Source organism: Halomonas binhaiensis, assembly GCF_008329985.2.
Classification (GTDB): Bacteria; Pseudomonadota; Gammaproteobacteria; order Pseudomonadales; family Halomonadaceae; genus Halomonas; species Halomonas binhaiensis.
In genome coordinates this window covers 2,026,112-2,044,537 of the sequence record NZ_CP038437.2, presented here as the reverse complement: position 1 = coordinate 2,044,537, position 18,426 = coordinate 2,026,112, and the positions used below count along the sequence as shown (strand labels likewise).

Annotated in this window: 15 protein-coding genes; 3 read left to right on the top strand and 12 right to left on the bottom strand. The window is 56.7% G+C overall.

What is annotated here, in order from left to right:
* Positions 1-31 precede the first annotated feature (31 nt).
* The 6 genes from E4T21_RS08930 to osmF all read right to left on the bottom strand — a co-directional run bounded on the left by E4T21_RS08930 (position 32) and on the right by osmF (position 6,133).
* On the bottom strand, positions 32-1,009 hold the full coding sequence (locus E4T21_RS08930; RefSeq protein WP_149284659.1) for an alpha-ketoacid dehydrogenase subunit beta: 978 nt from the start codon (positions 1,007-1,009) through the stop codon (positions 32-34).
* Between the two features lies 1 nt (position 1,010).
* Positions 1,011-2,225, bottom strand: coding sequence for a thiamine pyrophosphate-dependent dehydrogenase E1 component subunit alpha (locus E4T21_RS08925; RefSeq protein ID WP_149284658.1), 1,215 nt, complete (start codon positions 2,223-2,225; stop codon positions 1,011-1,013).
* A gap of 131 nt (positions 2,226-2,356) precedes the next feature.
* On the bottom strand, positions 2,357-3,094 hold the full coding sequence (locus E4T21_RS08920; RefSeq protein WP_240349340.1) for an ABC transporter permease: 738 nt from the start codon (positions 3,092-3,094) through the stop codon (positions 2,357-2,359).
* Positions 3,087-4,031: an ABC transporter ATP-binding protein gene (locus E4T21_RS08915; protein ID WP_149284657.1), complete on the bottom strand. Its 945-nt coding sequence runs from the start codon at positions 4,029-4,031 to the stop codon at positions 3,087-3,089. Before E4T21_RS08915 ends, E4T21_RS08920 begins: the two co-directional genes overlap by 8 nt.
* Positions 4,028-5,203, bottom strand: a complete 1,176-nt coding sequence (locus E4T21_RS08910; RefSeq protein WP_149284656.1) for an ABC transporter permease — start codon at positions 5,201-5,203, stop codon at positions 4,028-4,030. The genes E4T21_RS08915 and E4T21_RS08910 overlap by 4 nt, the downstream gene beginning before the upstream one ends.
* Before the next feature lie 18 nt (positions 5,204-5,221).
* Complete coding sequence (osmF, locus tag E4T21_RS08905; protein WP_149284655.1) at positions 5,222-6,133, bottom strand: glycine betaine ABC transporter substrate-binding protein OsmF; 912 nt, start codon at positions 6,131-6,133, stop codon at positions 5,222-5,224.
* Between the two features lie 203 nt (positions 6,134-6,336).
* Between osmF and E4T21_RS08900 the strand changes: the two genes are divergently transcribed.
* On the top strand, positions 6,337-7,347 hold the full coding sequence (locus E4T21_RS08900; RefSeq protein ID WP_240349339.1) for a DUF1853 family protein: 1,011 nt from the start codon (positions 6,337-6,339) through the stop codon (positions 7,345-7,347).
* Positions 7,348-7,431: 84 nt separating this feature from the next.
* Here the strand turns inward: E4T21_RS08900 and cysS are convergent, their stop codons facing one another.
* Positions 7,432-8,871: a cysteine--tRNA ligase gene (gene cysS, locus E4T21_RS08895; RefSeq protein ID WP_149284653.1), complete on the bottom strand. Its 1,440-nt coding sequence runs from the start codon at positions 8,869-8,871 to the stop codon at positions 7,432-7,434.
* A 1-nt stretch (position 8,872) separates the two neighbouring features.
* Positions 8,873-10,552 (bottom strand): glutamine--tRNA ligase/YqeY domain fusion protein, encoded by a 1,680-nt coding sequence (locus E4T21_RS08890; protein ID WP_149284652.1) that lies wholly within the window; start codon positions 10,550-10,552, stop codon positions 8,873-8,875.
* Positions 10,553-10,755: 203 nt separating this feature from the next.
* On the opposite strand from E4T21_RS08890, the gene E4T21_RS08885 reads away from it, so the two are divergent.
* Together E4T21_RS08885 and E4T21_RS08880 are read left to right on the top strand one after the other, a co-directional pair.
* Positions 10,756-11,247: a peptidylprolyl isomerase gene (locus tag E4T21_RS08885; protein WP_149284651.1), complete on the top strand. Its 492-nt coding sequence runs from the start codon at positions 10,756-10,758 to the stop codon at positions 11,245-11,247.
* Between the two features lie 66 nt (positions 11,248-11,313).
* Positions 11,314-12,084: a UDP-2,3-diacylglucosamine diphosphatase gene (locus E4T21_RS08880; protein WP_149284650.1), complete on the top strand. Its 771-nt coding sequence runs from the start codon at positions 11,314-11,316 to the stop codon at positions 12,082-12,084.
* A 41-nt stretch (positions 12,085-12,125) separates the two neighbouring features.
* Here E4T21_RS08880 and E4T21_RS08875 read toward each other — a convergent pair whose 3' ends face one another.
* From E4T21_RS08875 to lon, 4 genes are all read right to left on the bottom strand, one after another.
* Positions 12,126-13,184, bottom strand: coding sequence for a CobW family GTP-binding protein (locus E4T21_RS08875; protein ID WP_149284649.1), 1,059 nt, complete (start codon positions 13,182-13,184; stop codon positions 12,126-12,128).
* Between the two features lie 276 nt (positions 13,185-13,460).
* Positions 13,461-15,281 carry a SurA N-terminal domain-containing protein gene (locus tag E4T21_RS08870; protein ID WP_149284648.1) on the bottom strand — a complete coding sequence of 607 codons (1,821 nt, stop codon included), beginning with the start codon at positions 15,279-15,281 and terminating at the stop codon, positions 13,461-13,463.
* A 134-nt stretch (positions 15,282-15,415) separates the two neighbouring features.
* Complete coding sequence (gene hupB / locus E4T21_RS08865; protein ID WP_149284647.1) at positions 15,416-15,688, bottom strand: nucleoid-associated protein HU-beta; 273 nt, start codon at positions 15,686-15,688, stop codon at positions 15,416-15,418.
* A 177-nt stretch (positions 15,689-15,865) separates the two neighbouring features.
* Complete coding sequence (gene lon, locus E4T21_RS08860) at positions 15,866-18,274, bottom strand: endopeptidase La (RefSeq protein ID WP_149284646.1); 2,409 nt, start codon at positions 18,272-18,274, stop codon at positions 15,866-15,868.
* Positions 18,275-18,426 lie beyond the last annotated feature (152 nt).

The window sequence follows — 18,426 nt, the reverse complement described above, 5'->3', positions numbered from 1 at the left end:
CTCAACGAGCCACCTTCGGCGGGCTGGCGGCTCAGTAATTCATTGCGGCACGAATGGCCTCGTAGATCTTGAGATGGTCTGGCAGATATTCCTTTTCCAGTGTCAGAGGAAAAGGCGTATCCAACCCGGTCACCCGCTGAATGGGAGATTCCAGGTACAGGAAACAACGCTCCTGAATGGTGGCGGAAATTTCACCTGCAAAGCCACCAGTACGTGGCGCCTCATGAGTAATCACCAGACGCCCGGTTTTCAGTACGGACTCAGCAACAGTATCCTCATCCCAGGGCAGGATGGTGCGTAAATCAATGACTTCACATGACACCCCATCTTTCTCGGCCATTTCCACAGCCTTGTCGATGACTTCCATCTGAGCGCCCCAGCCCAGCACGGTGATGTCACTGCCTTCCTTGGTCACTTCCGCTTCACTGAGGGGCAGCTGGTAGTCTTCTTCCGGCACTTCGCCGACAGCGGCGCGATACAGACGCTTGGGCTCGAAAAACAGGACCGGATCAGGATCACGAATCGATGCCAGCAACAACCCCTTGGCTTCGTAGGGATTACGGGGCACCACAATCTTGAGACCAGGAGTATGCGCGAAATAGGCTTCTGGTGACTGAGAGTGATAATGGCCACCGGAGATGCCGCCGCCGTATGGTGTACGAATGGTCAGCCCACCGACATTGAACAGATCACCTGAGCGGTAGCGATATTTCGCCGTTTCGTTGACGATCTGGTCGAAGGCCGGATAGATGTAATCGGCAAACTGGATCTCGGCCACCGGCACAGAACCCTGAGCCGCCAGGCCATTGGCAAAACCAATGATGCCCTGTTCCACCAGGGGGGTGTTGAAACAGCGGGCCTTGCCATATTTTTCCTGCAGGTGGCTGGTGGCACGAAATACGCCGCCAAACCCGCCCACATCCTCACCGAAGCACAGCACACGTTCATCTTCGGCCATGGCGATATCCAATGCCTGATTGATGGCCTGAAGCATGTTGATCGTCGGCATCTCAAGCACCTCCCTGCTCGTTATCCGCATCCTTTTCCTGCAGCGTGGTATCCAGGAAACGGGCACCACGCGGGTAGGCCTCGGGGTAATGCCGGATATGGTTCTTGAGCGCATCCAACTGATGTTGCAAGGCCGGCGTGACCTCGGCGTAGACCTCAGTCACCAGAGTATCCAATGCAGGTGGCGGGCGTTTCTCGGCGCGCTTCATGGTTTCAAGCACTTCACGACGCAGACTATCCTGAAGAGCCTTTTCCTCCTCCTCGTCCCACCAGCCTTGATGCTCCAGCCAGGCCTGCATGCGACGAAGCGGATCTTTTTCGCGCCAGGCGTCCTCTTCCTTGCGTGAGCGATACCCAGAGGGATCGTCAGAGGATGAGTGCGCTGCGAGACGGTAGGTCATCGCCTCGATCAGTACCGGTTTGTTATGTTCCACCACGAGCTGACGTGCGCGCTCGGTGGCGTGATACACCGCCAGCACGTCATTGCCATCGACACGGATCACGTGCATGCGATAGCCGAAAGCCCGGGGAGCCACACCGTCCGCAGCAAACTGTTCCACTGATGGCGTGGAAATCGCGTAGCCATTATTGCGACAGAAAAAGATCACTGGCACTTCATGTACCGCAGCCATGTTCAGGGCGGCATGGAAGTCACCTTCTGAGGCAGCTCCCTCACCAAAGTAGGTGATGGTGCAGTTACCATTGCCAGCCAGCTTCTGGCCATAAGCATAGCCAGTGGCCTGAGGAATCTGAGTCGCCAGAGGCGATGAGATGGTCATGTAATGCAGCTTGCGCGACCCGTAATGGACCGGCATCTGGCGGCCCTTGCCGTAGTCGAGTTCATTGCCGAACAGCTGGTTCATGAACTCATCGATGCTGAAACCGCGATACATCAAGGCGCCCTGCTCTCGATACTGAGCCATGATCATGTCGGCATCATCGAGAGCTGCAGCACTGCCAATCACTGCGGCTTCTTCACCGGTGCACTGCATGTAGAAACTCAGGCGTCCCTGACGTTGGGCCGCCATCATGCGTTCATCCAGCACTCTGGTCTTCACCATGGTGTGATAGATACGCAGAGCCTTTTCCTTGCCCAGATCAGGTGCCGTGGCGCCAGGAAAAAGCGTGCCATCCTGAGTCAGGACACTGTAGGTCGGGATGAAAAATTCGTCGCCGGCCAGAAAGTCCGGCTCGTGAATCTGAGCTGTCGTTGTCATCGTGCTGTTCCTTTACCCTTTTTGAGGGCAGTGTTGTCGTTATTTCCCCGTCTCGCCAGGGGATTGCCCTGCGAACGGTCAACGCACGATGTGACGTTAACGTAAACTGAAAGAAGTTAATAGACGAGACTTTAGTCGCACAATTGTGCAAAGACGCTATCCACGCTCAGGGCCAATAACGCGACCAGCACGGCTCCCTGCACTACATAAGCCATGTTACCGTTGACGATACCGGCAATGATGGGATCACCCAGGTTACTGGCCCCTACTGTCGCGCCCAGTGCGGCTGTAGCAATGTTGATCGTCACGGAAGTCCGGATACCCGCCCAGATGACGGGAGCCGCCAGAGGCAGTTCCACCTGGAGCAGCACCTCCCTTGCTGACATGCCCATGCCACGTGCCGCTTCCTTGATCGAAGGATCAATGCCCTCGATGCCTGCCAGGGTATTGCGCACGATAGGCAACAGGCCATAGAGCAACAGCGCCACAATGATCGGCAAGGTGCCAAAGCCCATGACAGGTACTGCCAGCGCCAGCACCGCCACGGGCGGGAAAGTCTGACCCAGGGATGCCACTTGGCTCACCAGAGGGAGAAAATCGCGCCCCCAGGCACGCGTCACGGCAATTCCCGCTCCCACACCGATTACCACGGCCAGGAGTGCAGCCACTCCCACCACCAGCAGATGCCGCCCCAGCAGCACCAACAGGTCGGTCCGGGCATATACCACCTGACGATTATCAGGCTCGATCAATCTCAGCAACGGCTCGAGCCAATCCATCATCAGACAACCTGCCACCAACAGCGACCACCACACCAGAGGCATCAGCCAACGCCAGGCAAGCGGACGCCCCACTGCCTGATCAGTCATTACTCTGTGCTCCTGCAAGGCGCCGAAAACTCAGCTCCCCGATGGGAATATCGTCCTCATCGACGACGGCCAGCCGTTCGACACGCTGCCAGAGCATCATCGACAGCGCCTGACGCAAGGAGGCGTCCTGAGCAATACGATGCTTGGCCACTCCTCCAGCCCCCAGTGGTGTCATGCGTTCATGCACCGGCAACAAGGCCGCTTCCTTGAGACCGCGGTCCTCACCACCGAGCAAGGAAGCGACAAAATCATCAGCAGGCTGCCGGAGTAGTTCCAATGGATGTCCCTGCTGCACGATACGCCCTTGATGCATCACGACCAGCCGGTCGGCCAGGCGCAGGGCTTCGTCCATATCGTGGGTGACAAAGACCACAGTCTTGTTCAAGCGAGACTGCAGCTCGCGCAACTCGAACTGCAAGGCCTCGCGGGTGATCGGATCCAGGGCACCGAAGGGTTCATCCATCAACAGTATGTCAGGGTCTGCCGCCAGAGCCCTGGCCACACCGACACGTTGGGCCTGGCCTCCAGACAATTGATGAGGATACTTGCTGGCGAACTCGGCGACCGGCAGACCGAGCAACTCCATCAGCTCTTCGACACGCTGTTCAATACGAGATCCAGACCACTTCAGCAGATTCGGCACCAGAGCAATGTTGCGTGCTACCGTCCAATGAGGAAACAGACCAGTACTTTGGATGACATAGCCAATGCGCCGTCGCAATGTTTCCCCACGAAAGCTGCGAATTGGCTGATTGTCGATATGGATTTCACCATCGCTGTGTTCGATCAAGCGATTGATCATGCGCAACGTGGTCGACTTCCCACAGCCAGAGGTCCCTATCAGGCAACAGAATTCGCCATTTTTCACCGTGAGCGATATATCATCGACAGCTGTCGCCGCCGAGAATCGCTTAGTGACATGAATCAGCTCGATCAACTTGCGTCCTCCGCTCTTCGCACCCACCGCGACAACGCAGCCAACAGGGCATCGGCAGCCACCGCCATCAGCAGGATCGGTAAAGCCCCCAGCAGCACCATGTCCATGGCCGCCTGTCCCAGGCCCTGGAAGATGAACCTGCCTAACCCTCCGGCACCAATCAGAGCCGCGACAGCAGCCAGGCCAATAGCCTGTACCGTTGTGATGCGGACACCTTCGAGCATCACTGGCAAGGCCAATGGCACCCGGACCTGGGCAAATATCTGGATGCGGCTCATTCCCATACCACGAGCGGCATCAATGACACTTTCATCGACGCCTTCCAGCGCCACAAATGTATTACGCACCATCGGCAGCAGACTGTATATCACCAGGGCAATCAACGCAGGAGCCCAACCAATTCCGCTGACACCAAGATTCGCCAGCCAAGTGTAGTGATGGGCCAGCCAGGCCAAGGGGCCAAGCAAAAGCCCGAACAATGCCAGGCTTGGCACCGTCTGAAAGAAGTTCAATACAGCAAAGGCAGAGCTCTGCAAACGAGGTACGGCACGTATTGCCAGGGCTATGGCGATACCCAATGAAAGACTCAGCACGACGGTTGCGCTGACCAGCAGCAAGTGCTCGACGACGGCCTTGTACAAGCCTTCGCGACGCCCAAGGTACTCCTGCCATAGCGCCAGAGAATCAAGACCGAGAGGAATACAGATAGCCCCCACTACCACGGGAGATAACACACAGAGCCATACTTGCCAGGCAGCCAACTTCAGGTACGAACGCAATTCGACCATGGCCAGCAGCAGAACAAACAACAGCACCCACAGGCTGGCTCCAATACCAAGACGCGCCTGGGGCAAATCAGGGTCTACCAGTTGCCGCGACGCCAATGTCATCCATAGTGGCAAGCCGATCAGGCTGATCGTGACCAGCGCCAGCACTGCCCTGGCATGTCGGGGTGAGAAGTTTCTGCACAACCAGGCCCCCATCGCCAATGGCAAAGCCCACGCGATGGCCAGTGACCAACCCGCCACAGCCCAGGCATGATAGTTCGTCCCCGGTACAATGCGATTCGGCGCCAGACTGACACTGGGTAGGCTCCACCATGCCAGCATGGCAAGCAGCAGCAGGCTCAACAGCACGAAGTTGGCCCGTCCCTGGGCCTGTCCTTGTGGCATATCAGATTGCTCGATCTGTCATTCCTCGAGAGTGGCCAGATAGTCCCCTGCGACCTTGGCCGGGTCCAGGCCATTGACTGCCACCTCGCCATTGAGGCGCTGGAGTGTTTCCAGGTCGAGGGATTCGAATACGGGTGCCAACAGGTCAGCAATTTCCGGATGCGCTTCAAGTACTGCTTGGCGAATCACCGGCGCTGGCTGGTAAACCGGCTGTACTCCCTTGGTGTCCTCCATCACGAGCAGATCCAGGGCTTGCAGGCCACCGTCGGTACCGTAGGTCATGGCGGCATTGACCCCACTGGTCTGTTGGGCAGCAGCTCGCATGGTGGCAGCCGTGTTGCCTCCAGACAGCACCAGTAGCTGGTCTTCATCCAGGGTGAAACCGTAGGCCTCCTGAAAGGCAGGCAGCGCAAAGTCCGATTCAACGAACTCGCTACTTCCTGCCAGTTTGAAATCACCACCGTCATTGATGTAGGCCGCCATGTCATCAAGGGTGGTCAATTCATTTTCCCTGGCAACATCACCACGCACACTGATGGCATAAGTGTTGTTGGCTGAAGCGGGAGTCAGCCACACCAGTCCAAGCTCGGCATCCTTCTGCTTGACGGTATCAAAGGCTGCCGCCGCATCGTGCCATACGTCGCTGTCGGTCATATCGTGGAAGAAAGCACCATTACCGGTGTATTCCGGATATATATCGACCTCATCATTGAGCAAGGCCTGCCGCACCACGCTGGTGCCCCCAAGCTGCAAGCGGTCTTCGACCTCAATGTCAGCAGCAGACAGGCGCTGCAGGATCATCTGCCCCAATACCGAACCTTCAGTATCGATCTTGGAAGACACCACCACTGCATCCGCAGCCTGAGCTGCAGTAGCGGACATCATCGCTGAAAAGACAGTCACGGAAACAAGCGCAAGAGATGCTTTCATGAGAGTATTCTTATCCGTAGTGATTATAGTTCCGTTACAACATGAACCAACCGCGTTCTTGTCATCAGAGTCGCTAGCCAATATAGAAGTATGTTAAGCAGAAGAGGTAAGAACGAGACACACTTCAGCATCAGGTATTGTTCATGTCACCATGCCATCTCTTCTCGCCTGCCTCAAATAGGCCGCCACTGGTCCACCCACTGGTGCGTGATTTAGCATGGTTGATTGGCGCACCGGATCTTGTTAACACGACCTGGCCCGGACGCCCTACACGCCATGACCTGGGCTTGGAAGACCCTGGTGTGCTGGCCAGCTATCTTGCTCGTGTCGAAAGACATCCTGAGTCCTTGGAGCAACACACGGGCAAGGCGGCTTTTACCCGCCTGGGCCAGTATCATGAACGCCTTTGGCAGTTTCTTCTCGACACAGCGCCTGCCACGACACTACTTGCCCACAATATCCCGGTCCGTGCCGATCGGCGTACGCTGGGTGAGCTGGATCTGGTCTATCGCAAGCATGATGGTACCGTGGTGCATCTCGAAGTTGCCGTGAAATTCTTCCTTGGACTCATTCATGGCCCCCGCTCTCCGAACGACATGGCACGCTGGATAGGCCCCGGTGGCCTGGACAGCTTGTCACTCAAGGTTCATCACCTGCTGCACCACCAATTGCCACTGACACAGACCAAGGAAGCCCGCCAGGTATTGAATGACGTCTTGAGTGAACTGCCCGGAGCAGCACCGGCAACACGGAATGCATTGGCAACGTCTTGCCCCGAAGTGCAACTGGCCATGCCCGGAGTGCTCTTTTCGCCCTGGAATCACCCCTTGCCCGTGCCCGATGAACTCAATCCCGACGCCTATCAGGGGCTCTGGTGTCACTGGAGCGACTGGTCACGACTGTGCTCAGAGCTGGATGAGATGCGCTTTGGCACTTGCCTGGCCAAGCCTCACTGGCTTGCACCACCGCTGCCGCCCCACTGGATGTCGCGCACCTCTCTGAGCCGCACCCTGGCAGCGCATTTCGCGACCTATGCCACACCTTTGCAATTGATGCTGTGTGCCGAACCACAGTACTTCTCCGACCTTCCTTTCACGCTTCAATGTCATGCCGACGAGAAAAACAAAGACGCGCCGTCCAAATATGCTGGACGACGCGTCTTTGTGGTAGGGGACGACTGGCCAAGGCAGATTCCTCTGCCCCCACTGGCCTAGAGCGATTCTTCCAGGACACTTCCCACGGCTATCAGCAAGGCTGTCCTGGAATTTCTCCCCAACGCTTCTGGCTCTGTTCTGGCTTCAACCTTTTTCCACGACCCAGGTGGTTCCCTCACGGGAATCCTTGAGGATGATGCCGAGCTCGGCAAGCTCATCTCGGATGCGATCGGCCGCCGCGAAATCCCTGGCTTTCTTGGCTTCGGCACGAGCCTGGATACGAGCTTCGATTTCCTCGGCAGACAAGGCCAGTGAACCGGCAGCCCCCTTGAGGAAAGTGGCCGGGTCCTGACTGAACAGTCCCAGCACTCCACCGAGATGCTTGAGCTCCCCAGCCAGCCGAGCTGCACGATCAGCATCGGCCTGCTCACCCTGCTTGGCCCGATTAAGTTCACGCGCCAGCTCGAACAGAACAGACAAGGCTTCCGGCGTATTGAAGTCGTCGTCCATGGCAGCCGTGAAACGCTCGGCGTAGCTATCTGAAGAAATGCTATCTGAAGAAAGGCTACCCGAAGAAATGCTATCTGAAGCATTCTCTTCCACAGCTTCCAGCCCTTCGAGAGCCGTATAGAACCGCTCAAGGGACTTGCGAGCCTCTCCCAGAGAGGCCGGAGCATAGTTGATGGCACTACGATAATGACTCGCCACCAGCAGATAGCGCACCACCTCAGGATCATGCTCCTCGAGCACCTCACGAATAGTGAAGAAGTTGCCCAAGGACTTGGACATCTTCTCGCTATCGACTCTCACCGCCCCTGCATGCATCCAGGTATTGACGTAAGGCTTGCCTGTTGCCGCTTCACTCTGGGCAATCTCGTTCTCATGGTGCGGAAAGGTCAGGTCAGGACCACCGCCATGGATGTCAAAGGTATCGCCCAGACAACATGTGGACATGGCAGAACATTCAATGTGCCAGCCCGGACGCCCATTGCCCCAGGGAGATGGCCAATGTGCCTCGCCAGGCTTGGCAGCTTTCCACAATACGAAGTCCAGTGGATCTTCCTTGTGTTCATCGACCTCGATACGCGCACCCGCTCGCATCTCATCCAGGTCACGGTTGTTGAGCTTGCCGTAGCCTTCGAACTTACGTACCCGGTAATAGACATCGCCATTACCCGGAGCATAGGCATAGCCCTTGTCGATCAAGGTCTGAACCATGCTGATGATCTCGGCCACATGCCCCGTCGCACGAGGCTCATGGTCAGGACGCTTGACGAACAGGCGTCCTTCATCTTCATGCATGGCAGCAATCATGCGTTCGGTCAGCTCACCGATGGTCTCGCCATTCTCATCGGCACGACGCAGGATCTTGTCGTCAATATCCGTGATATTGCGCACATATGTGACGTCATAGTCCCGATAGCGCAGATAACGAGTGATCACATCGAAGGCCACCATCACCCGAGCATGTCCCAGATGGCAGTAGTCATAGACCGTCATGCCACAAACATACATGCGCACCTTCCCCGGCTCGATGGGGGTGAAGGTTTCCTTGGTGCGAGTCAGTGTGTTGTAGATCTGCATGTCAGCCCTTCTTCTGAATCTTGGCCCAACTGTCCTTGAGGCCCACGGTCCGGTTGAACACCAGGTGACCCGGGCGACTGGCGTGGCGATCAGCACAGAAATAGCCTACGCGCTCGAACTGGAAACGGTCCTCGCCATTGGCCGTCGCCAAGCTCGGCTCGCCAATCGCCTGAACAGCGGCCAGGGACTCGGGATTCAGGTGGTCGAGGAAATCCGCATCCTTGTCCTTGTCGGGCTGTTCGACCAGGAACAGGTTGTCGTACAGGCGCACTTCCATAGGCACACCGTGCTTGGCACTGACCCAATGGATAACCCCCTTGACCTTGCGCCCTTCCGGGTTCTTGCCCAAGGTGTCGAAATCCACGCTGCAGCGCAGTTCTTCCACTTCACCGGCAGCGTTCTTGATCACATCATCGCAACGAATCACATAGCTGTTGCGCAAACGGACTTCCTTGCCAGGGGCAAGGCGGAAGAACTTCTTCGGTGCATCTTCCATGAAGTCGTCCTGATCAATCCACAGTTCACGGGTGAACGGGATCCGACGCACAGGGAAATCATCACGCGCCGGATGTCCTGGCACCTCGTAGACTTCCTCATGCTCTTCAGAAACATTGGTCAGCACTACCTTGAGCGGCTTGAGCACGCACATGGCACGCGGCGCGTTATCTTCCAGGTCCGAACGGATTGCGTGCGTCAGCATGGCGATATCGACCAGGCCGCCATCGGCCCGGGTCACACCGATCATTTCGCAGAACTTACGGATCGCCCCTGGTGTATAACCACGGCGACGCAGGCCTGAGATGGTCGGCATGCGCGGGTCATCCCAACCATCCACGATTCCGTTGTCCACCAGCATCTTGAGCTTGCGCTTGGAGGTCAGAGTGTAATTCAGGTTGAGCCGTGCAAACTCGATCTGGCGCGGTTTAGCGGGTACCGGTAGATTATCCAGGAACCACTCGTACAACGGACGATGGTCCTCAAACTCCAGAGTACACACAGAGTGAGTGATGCCTTCAATCGCATCGGACTGCCCATGAGTGAAGTCGTAGGATGGATATATCTTCCACTTGTCGCCGGTCTGGTGATGCTGCGCGTGGCGGATACGATAAAGGATCGGGTCACGCAGATTGATATTGGGTGAAGACATGTCGATCTTGGCACGCAATACCTTCTCACCTTCGGCGAACTCGCCCGTACGCATGCGCTCGAGCAGATCGAGGTTATCCTCGACACTGCGCTCACGATAGGGACTCGGCTTACCCGGCGCGGTCAAGGTACCACGGTACTCGCGGATTTCTTCCGCGGACAGGTCATCGACGTAGGCCTTGCCCTCACGAATCAGGTGCTGAGCCCAGGCATACAGCTGGTCGAAGTAATCGGAAGCATGCCGGACATCACCGCTCCACTGGAAACCCAGCCAGTGCACGTCTTCCTTGATGGCGTCGATATATTCCTGTTCTTCCTTGGCCGGGTTGGTGTCATCGAAGCGCAGATGACAATCACCACCGAATTGCTCCGCGAGGCCGAAATTGAGGCAGATCGACTTGGCATGCCCGATATGCAGAAAGCCGTTCGGCTCGGGCGGGAAGCGCGTCACGATCTTCTGTGACCGTCCGGCCTCAATTTCCTCGCGAATCTGATTGCGAATGAAATTTGGCGCGCTGGTGGTCTCGGTGGTCATGTTGATGAGTCAACCTCTGGTGGCTGTGTCTTGACGAATCGCAGGATGAAGGAACGGCCGCGTTCCCGTTTCGCGATATGAAGCAAAACCGGTATTATAACGTCACGCAATGGCAAGGCGCCAAGCCATGTCAGACATAATCAGGGGTAATCTTCCGTGACAAGTGGAACACTCCTGCGCCAGTAATCAATAAGGTCCCGCCCATGATCATTCTGCAGACCAATTTCGGTGATATCAGCATCGAACTCAACTACGACGAAGCCCCCAAGACCGCAGCCAACTTCGAGCAGTACGTCAAGGATGGCTTCTACGATGGTACCCTCTTCCACCGTGTCATCGACGGATTCATGGTCCAGGGCGGTGGCTTCGACACCAACTTCGAGCAGAAGCCCACTCGCGACCCCATTGAGAACGAAGCCGACAACGGCCTCAAGAACGATGCCGGCACACTGGCCATGGCCCGTACCCAGGACCCGAACTCTGCCACTGCACAGTTCTTCATCAATGTCGCTGACAACGATTTCCTCAACCATACCAGCAAGAGCATGCAAGGTTGGGGCTACTGTGTTTTCGGCCGCGTCGTCGACGGCATGGACGTGGTCAACAAGATCAAGAACGTTGCTACCACGCGTCGAGGCATGCACGCCGATGTACCCGAAGAGGATGTGATCATCGAGCGCGCTTATATCCAGTAAGCACGTCCGCCCTTTCTCACGCCCGCCTTCCAGCGGGCGTGATCCGTCAAGGACCCATGACACGCCATGACCACTCTGCTGATCTCCGATCTTCACCTGACCCCCGCCGCTCCCGAGATAACCGCAGGTTTCTTCGCCTGGCTCGAACGCAACACCCAGTCACCAGCGGAACTGTATATCCTCGGGGATTTTTTCGACGCCTGGATCGGTGACGACCTGATGGCACTGGGGGATAACGACCCTACCGGCCATGCTACTCTAGCCTGTGAAGTCGCCCGCCGTCTGAGAGCTGCCAGCGAGCGTGACGCTCGGATCAAGCTGATGCATGGCAACCGTGACTTCCTGCTCGGCGAGCACTTTGCCAGCGCTGCCGGCGCCGAACTTATCGGCGACCCCACTCTTGTCAAGCTCGGCACCGACAATGTCCTGCTGATGCATGGTGATAGCCTATGCACAAGGGACGCTGCCTACATGGCGTTTCGGGCCCAGGCTCGCGACCCACAATGGCAAGCAGGCATTCTGGCCATGTCGATCCCTGAGCGTCTGGCCCTGGCCCAGAAGCTGCGTGAGCAATCCGGAGAAGCCAACAGCAACAAAGCCGAAGACATCATGGACGTCACGCCGGATGAGGTGATTCGCATCATGACCGAACAGGGTGTCTCCACCCTGATTCATGGACATACACATCGCCCTGATGTGCATGATATCAACCTGCCTGACACTATCGGCAAGCGATATGTGCTGGGAGACTGGGGTCGCACCCATGGCTGGGAAATTCGCTCGGAACCCGGCCAGCCGCTGAAGCTCAGCCGCTTTGCCTACGAAGAGCAGCCTTGATGCTCTGACATCCAGTGTATCATCCCGGCAGTCATTGAGGCTCATGCACGACCAAGCCGCTGTGCCTCAATGCCAGCTGTCACCTCCTCCGGATCAAGATGGGTCTCCTGCGGCCAGATGATCTCAAGGCGCGAATCTCGTCGCCAGCTACTCGCAGCCAATGTTGATGGCCCTGTTCCCCTGTTGTACAGCCGCCAGCCGATATCAGTATGCATCACCGCCTTGATGCGACACTCTCCTGGCAAGGCACTCAGATAAAGGCTCAAGCGGTCCAGATCGAAGCGTTCAGAAGGATGCCAGCGCAGCCCCAGCGTGATGTAACCCAAGGCACTTCCATGAGAGCTGATACCTTTGCCCGGAGCAGGTGCCGCCTCTTCCATGAACACCATGGGTGGCGCTGTTTCTACGGCGGCTGCCATGCGATGGCTGGTAGGCTGAGGTAATGCCTGCGAATGGCCTTCATCATGCCGTCCGGCACCTTCAAGCAGGCGTGAGATGGGCAGCCGCCCGTGCTCTGCCCAGGCCACCCAGCGCGGCGCAGGCCAGCGCCTGGCAACCCATTCATCCACATACTGGCGTTGCTCCTCAGTGGCAAGATCCCCCATCGTGATGACGAGCGCATCTGCCAGTGCCAGCTGGTCACGAAATGTTTCGTGATCCCGGGACCTGGGGTCATCTAGACGCCGCGGATCCAGTAATGCCAGGATGTCATTCAGTTCCAGCACTTCAGAGAAGTGCTCATCCTGCAGCACTTCCACCAGCCCGGATGGATGCCCAAGCCCGGACGGTTCAATGATCAGCCTGTCTGGCCGATAGCGTGTCACCAGCCTGATCAGCGTCGCCCGTAACACGATCGACAACTGGCAGCACAAGCATCCCCCAGCCATCGCTTCAACATGCACCTCTCCCTCATAACGACCTTGCTCTGGCTTGTCCTCGAACATGGCCTGATCGATCCCCACCTGACCAAACTCATTGACGAGAATCGCCCAGCGCTCTCCCTCAGGCTTCTGGGCAATGAGTTCACGAATCAGGCTGCTTTTGCCGCTACCGAGAAAACCAGTAATGACATGGGTGGGAATCCGGGAATGGGGTGCCATTGACGCCTCCTTAAATGTTATATAGTAACAATAACATATCCAACACCTCATGCCAGCGATACTCCCCTTCACACACTGTTCACGGGGTTATTCGAGTTCGGTTTTTTTAGCAACTTAGATAACGGTATAAATATAACTGTCAGCAATACCAACCGATACCTGGCCAGGCCTCTCGCATCAGCTACGGCAGAATGCCGCCTGGAAGCGACGCAAAAGGGGCGCCCATAGGCGCCCCTTCTGTTCTTGCTTGCGAACCTGCAGTGCTATCGTGCGCGTCTAGCGCTCAATATCACCTGTGGTACGCAAGTATTCCATAAGCCCCTGAATCATCGCCTGGGCGTCAAGCCGACGACTCATGGAAGTCACGTAACCTTCCATTTGTTCATTGGCTTCTCCTTTCGTCACCGACTCCAGGGCAATCAGAGTGACCTGATCTCCATCCACGGCACGCCCATACACCAAGGAGCCCGCCTCATCAGGATGAGGCAACTGGAAGGCCGTCTCGACGATCGCCTCAGGTACCTGGCTGGTCTGTTGCCGAGTGATATTGGAAGCTGCCTGCCAGGAAAGATCCAACTCCTGACCATCCTTGAGCTGCTCCGCCAGCTTGGCCGCCATCTCCATCAGAGCGTCTCGAGTCTTGTCCTGACGCACAGCCTCGGTCACACGCTCCTGGACCTCTTCTAGAGGCAATGTCATTGCCTCGCGATGGTCAGTGATGCGCAGAACCATGCGCCGATCATCATCCAGCTCAATGACTTCGCTGTTGTAGCCATTATTCAGCACATCTTCGCTGAACGCCTGATCCATGACTCCCGGCTCCCCCAGGACACCCTCGCCTGCGTCACGGGCAATCCAATCGCTCTGCTCAAGCTTCAGGTCAAGATCATCAGCAACGCTCTTGAGATCCTCAGCAGCAAAGCTCTCATCGATGAGCTGTTGTGCCTTGTCATTGAAAGCGCGCTCGATCTGCTGCTGAGCAACCTGGTCACGCAGCTCGTCCTTGGATTCCTCGAAGCTCGGGTAATCGATCTGCGTTACCTTGAGCAGGTGCAAGGTATCGCCTGTATCGACGATATCGGACACCTCACCTTCCTGCAGAGAGAAAGCTGACTTGTCGAAGGCCTCGCCAAAGATACCCTTGACGACAACCCCCAGGTCCCCGCCCTTGTCCTTGGTAGCAGCATCATCGGAATACTCAGCAGCAAGGTCCGTGAAACTTTCACCCTCTTCAAGACGTTGCTTGACCTCGGCAAGCTCTGTCTCCGCCTGCTCACGACTGCGGTCTCCGCCGACATTCACCATGATATGTGACACACGACGATCCGCCTGCGCGGCCTGGGCTTCCCACGCCTTGCGCAGCGCCTCATCGTCAACCTCGGCATCTGCCGCCATGGCCTGACGATCCAGCACGACATATGCCACCTTGACCTGCTCGGGGCGCAGATAATCCTGCTGGTGCTCATTGTAATAGGCCGACTGCTCAGCCTCACTGACAGTCACCGGCTGCTCAAGATCTGCATCGGTCAAGGTGTGATAGCGGAAGGTACGCGTCTGACGCTGCAGATCAAGCAGGTACTGCTGCTCTTCAGGCAGGACAAAATCACTACTGATCAAGCCTTGTTGAATCTGCTGCGCTACCAGATCTTGACGCAGCTGAGCCCGGAAAGTCAGCGGTGAATAACCAGCGCCATTCAGACGGCTACGGAACAGGTCCTGGTTGAACTTGCCCTGTGCATCATGAAACTCAGGCAAACTCACGATGACCTGATCAAGCTGGGCATCGGATATGGCCAGCCCACCATCTTCGGCATAGCTGGCCATCAGGCGCTCGGCAATCAGGCTGTCCAGCACCTGACCACGCAATGCCCTCTCCTGTTCAGGAGGAACCTGACCACTGCGCAGGGCTCTCTGCACTGTCTGTTCCACCTGCTGGCGCGTAATGGGCTCGCCATTGACCTTGGCGACCTCGTCGCCGGATTTTCCGAACACGCTGATCAGAGATTCCACTCCGAACAGCGCCATGGCCAGCACCAGTACAGCGATGATGATCTTGGCGATCCAGCTCTGGGAGCGCTCTCGAATACTTTGCAGCATGCACGCCTCTGCGAAAGAGTTTAGTCGGGTCGCGACACATTATACGAAAAAAGGCGCACCGCCAAAGCGGTGCGCCTTTCAGCAACCGGCCTCAGCAATAGGCCTGGCCGGAGCACGCAACCAGGAGCAATACCTTAGTTGACGGAATCCTTCAGGGCCTTGCCAGCCTTGAAGCTGGGGACCTTGGCCGCGGCAATCTGAATCGGCTTGCCGGTCTGCGGATTACGGCCAGTACGTGCAGCACGCTCCTTGACGGAGAAGGTACCGAAACCTACCAGAGATACACTGCCACCGCTTTTCAGAGTTTCAGTGACGGAATCCACCATGGCGTCCAGTGCACGAGAAGCAGCGGCTTTCGGGATATCGGCAGACGCAGCAATGGCATCGATCAGCTCGGACTTATTCACACTTCACCCCTTAACTGTTACGGATAATGATACTAAACAGCGATTATTCCTGCCGACAGGCACGATCGCAGCATGGCGACAGTTTATAGCAATGCTGCGAAAGATCTGTCAAGCAACCTTCCCTGCCAATCCGCGTGATGACGGGATTTTACTCTCATCATCATGCATAAAAAGGCATTAGTGTGTGCTGACCATTGAATGAGACGAAGCAGAATCGGAGGCCAATGAATCATCTGTTTTAGGATCCACCTTATCCGACAACGCTACCTCGAGAACCTCATCAATCCAGCGAACCGGGCGAATATCCAAGGCATCCTTGATATTCGCGGGAACCTCCTTGAGATCTCGGCGGTTCTCCTCAGGTATAAGCACAGTCTTTATACCACCACGCCTTGCAGCCAGCAATTTCTCCTTCAGTCCGCCGATGGGCATGACTTCACCACGTAGGTTGACTTCACCAGTCATCGCGACATCACACCGCACTGCACGGCCCGTAAATGCGGACACCATGGCCGTCACCATGGCAACGCCGGCACTGGGACCATCCTTGGGCGTTGCGCCTTCCGGTACGTGAATATGCAGATCTTCTTTCTCGAAACGCTCCGGATCGATACCCAGTGCTTTAGCACGCGCACGCACAACCGTGTGAGCAGCACTGACGGATTCCTTCATGACATCGCCAAGGGATCCTGTCTTGTTGATACGCCCTTTTCCGGGAGTGACAACAGACTCGATGCTCAACAGCTCGCCACCAACCGATGTCCAGGCCAACCCAGTGACACGACCAACCTGGTCTTCACGGTCAGCCAGTCCATAGCTATAACGACGTACGCCGGCATAGGCCTCGATGTCTTCCGCCGCCAGCGCCTGCGGGGCCAATGCCCCTTCCTTGCCTTCCTTCTCCAGACGTTCGCGCAACACCTTGCGGCAGACCTTGGCAATCTGACGCTCCAGCTCGCGCACCCCTGCCTCGCGGGAGTAGTAACGAATCAATTCAAGCAATGCATCCTGGCCAAAGGTGATTTCGTCTTCCTTGAAACCATTGGCCTTGAGCTGTTTCGGCACCAGATAGCGAGTCGCGATGGCCAGCTTCTCGTCTTCGGTATAGCCTGGCAGCCGGATGACCTCCATGCGGTCCAGCAAAGGCCCTGGGATGTTCATCGAATTGGCAGTACAGATGAACAGCGTCTCGGACAGGTCGTAGTCAAGTTCCAGGTAGTGGTCACTGAAAGTATTGTTCTGTTCCGGATCAAGCACTTCAAGCAACGCCGAAGCCGGATCACCACGATGGTCCATGCCGATCTTATCGATCTCATCCAGCAGAAACAGCGGGTTCTTCACACCCGCCTTGGCCATACGCTGAATAGGCTTGCCTGGCAGCGAGCCGATATAAGTGCGACGGTGGCCACGGATCTCGGATTCATCTCGAACCCCACCCAAGGCCAGACGCACATACTGACGATTAGTTGCCCGTGCAATGGACTTGCCCAGAGAGGTCTTGCCGACGCCGGGAGGCCCGACCAGACACAGTACCGGCCCTTTGAGCTTCTTCACACGCTTATGCACCGCAAGGTACTCAAGGATACGTTCCTTGACTTCCTCCAGGCCATAATGATCCTCATCAAGCACTTTCTGTGCATGAAGCAGGTCATGCTTTACCCTGGTGCGCTTCTTCCATGGCACCGACACCAGCCAGTCCAGGTAAGAACGCACCACCGTAGCCTCTGCGGAAGATGGTGACATCATGCGCAGCTTGCCCAGCTCCTGGCGCGCCTTGTCGGCTGCTTCCTTGGGCATCCCCGACTCTTCGATGGCCTGTTCGTACTTATCAGCCTCGTTTGGCGAGTTCTCCAGATCACCCATCTCTTTCTGGATGGCCTTGAGCTGTTCATTGAGATAATACTCGCGCTGAGATTTCTCCATCTGGTCCTTGACCCGAGAGCGAATGCGCTTCTCGACTTGAAGCAGATCGATCTCGGCCTCGATAAGGGCCATCAAGTGCTCAATACGATCACGCACCCGATCCATCTCGAGCAATTCCTGCTTATCGCCGATCTTCAGCGACAGGTGGGCGCAGATAGTATCAACCAGGCGACTGGGGTCTTCGATACCAGAAAGGGAATTGAGAACCTCATTAGGCACTTTCTTGGACATCTTGACGTACTGCTCGAACTGATTGAGCAATACGCGCACCAGAGATTCCTGCTCACGCTCGCTGAGCGGTTCGCTATCACGCAACATGACGACGGCTTCGCTGAAGCCATCTTCGTTAGTGATGATTTCCTGAATGTCGGCGCGGGACTCTCCTTCGATCAGTACCTTGACAGTGCCATCAGGCAGCTTGAGCAGCTGCATGATCTCCGCAACGGTACCGATGGAAAACAGGTCCTCGTTATCAGGATCGTCCTTGCTCGCTTCGCGCTGGGCCACCAGCAGGACCCGCTTGTCGTTGGCCATTGCCGTTTCCAGCGCCTGGATCGACTTCTCTCGACCGACGAACAGGGGGATAACCATCTGCGGGTATACCACGACATCACGCAGCGGCAAAAGGGGCAGACTCAGGGTCTGTTCGGCGTTCTGCTGCATCGCAGACGTTCCTCAAACATGGCGGGTTAATACCAGAGGAATGGGGGCACACCACTGGAATTGCAAGGGGAGTGACACCATTGGCCGGGACTTGGTAAAAGTGTTGCAGATGGAAGGGGCCGCATTTGCGGCCCCCTATTCTGCATCATGCA